Genomic DNA, 2006 nt, shown 5'->3' with positions numbered 1-2006 from the left:
CCCTAAGAGCTAGTCACATAAAGGCTTTGATAGTTGTCGGAGATGTCTAGTGGACATAGAGACGCTCCTAGAATTAGCACTACATCCGTTAAAAAAGTCTTTGACATTACTCATCTCCTCGATGACGACTTGATCAGCCATCGAACTATACCTGCATCAATAGCACCCATTCAAAGTATTAGTTAGGTATAAAATAGTGTGTAATCAGAAGAACCTCACAAGCCAAACTCTGCTTTCAACTGACTTACCCAAATTTTGATGCGCTGATTCGTCAGTTCTGATTGATTATCTTCATCCAACGCCAGTCCTACAAACTTGCCATTTTTAACAGCTATTGACAACAGGCATCTCCTGATTGCAGGCTGGACAAAACCAATAAATTTCTAACTGACGCACATGACGTAATAACTTGTCTGAGCAACATGGACAAATCTTCATAAGACCTAGACAGGGAATTTGGTAAGAAGCTCTGAGTTTTCGACTCAGATGCATTGGGTAGATATTGCCCATCAGCATAAAACTGCAAATTTAATACACGGTTTATGGTATTTTCCATTCAACTGACCTAGTGATGGTAGTGAATCAGGCTAACACAAGTGTTTTCTCCATCTCCACGCTGTACTTACCTGAACTTGCAGCACCATTCAACTTTGCCCGATGATAAAGCAGCTGTTGTGCAGTTTTGGTATTGGCATCGTTTCCGTGCCAGTACTCTAAAGCAGGTTGCTGAATCGCACGAGCATAGGAGAAAGTAACGCGCCAAGGACAGTTCGCACTCCTGTTGGCATTCATCGTATTTAGGTGTGCCGTTGACTGTTCATTCGTTTGTCCACCGGACAGGAACGCCACACCCGCAACAGTCGCAGGCACATTATTGAGCAAGCATTGGATGGTCATTTGTGCCACCATGTCTACCGATGATTGAGTAGAACAACTTAATCCTGCAATCACCATGCTGGGCTTGAGAATCATTTGATCCAATGCCACTTGATGCAACCGCAGTTGAGTGAACACTGCTTGCAAGGTCTGATCTGTAACTTCGTAGCATCGCTCAATCGTGTGATCGCCATCGAGCAGCACTTCCGGTTCCACAATCGGTACCAATCCGCCTTCTTGACACAGTGCTGCATAGCGAGCAAGAGCATGGGCATTGGCTTCAATACAAGTACGACTGGGAATATCTTTACCGATGGTAATTACAGCTCGCCACTTGGCAAATCGCGCCCCCATTTGATAGTACTCGGCAATGCGATCGCGCAATCCATCCAGTCCTTCTGTTATCTTCTCTCCAGGACATCCTGCTAAATCTTTTGCCCCTGCATCTACTTTGATACCAATGATGATACTCGCCTGCTGCATTACCTGAGTAAAGGGTATACCTGCCTGCGTAGATTGGCGAATCGTTTCATCATACAGAATAGCACCGCTAATGAACTCACTTAAGTTAGGAGTCGTCAAAATTAGTTCTCGATAAGCACGTCGGCGATCCTCCGTGGTTGGAATCTCCAACTTCTCAAACCGCTTATTGCAGGTATTGTTACTTTCATCCATTGCCAGAATGCCTTTACCAGGAGCAACCATTGCTTGGGCAGTAGCTCTCAATTCTGGGGCGTAAGTACTCACATCAATTCCTCCTAAGTTATGACTATGCTAAAAGCAGTAGTTAAATTATTGCAATTATATTTCAATAAGTCTAGGATCAAATTTAGTTAAATTTCGTCCTGACTTTGATTAATACTCAGAGTGAGTGTGTTGTATATATCCTGCTATAAACACATTTAGGTAGATATTAGAGACATTTTAGAGGTTGAATTAAGGATAATAAATATCAATTACTTCAATTAATATATAGCAGTTTTTATAATAAATATTCTCAATAAGTATAAATTCACTAGGAGTGCAAGCCGTGAATGCAGCTGAACAAGCCAATAGTGTTGAAATGATCAGTAAGAGGGGTACAGCCGGGATACGTGCAAAATGGGACACGTTGTAAAGTTTTGTAAAGA

The 2006-nt window shown here is 42.4% G+C and carries 1 protein-coding gene and 1 pseudogene; both read right to left on the bottom strand.

Annotated features, from left to right (window positions below):
- Window positions 1-215 precede the first annotated feature (215 nt).
- Window positions 216-338, bottom strand: a pseudogene (locus AC5JMK_RS15050) (flavodoxin FldA); the annotation flags it as partial.
- 244 nt (window positions 339-582) lie between these two features.
- Complete coding sequence (locus tag AC5JMK_RS15045) at window positions 583-1623, bottom strand: class I fructose-bisphosphate aldolase (RefSeq protein ID WP_495910463.1); 1041 nt, start codon at window positions 1621-1623, stop codon at window positions 583-585.
- Between the last annotated feature and the right edge of the window lie 383 nt (window positions 1624-2006).

It is taken from the genome of Pelatocladus sp., from assembly GCF_059505505.1.
This window is presented reverse-complemented; position numbering and strand designations above follow the sequence as displayed.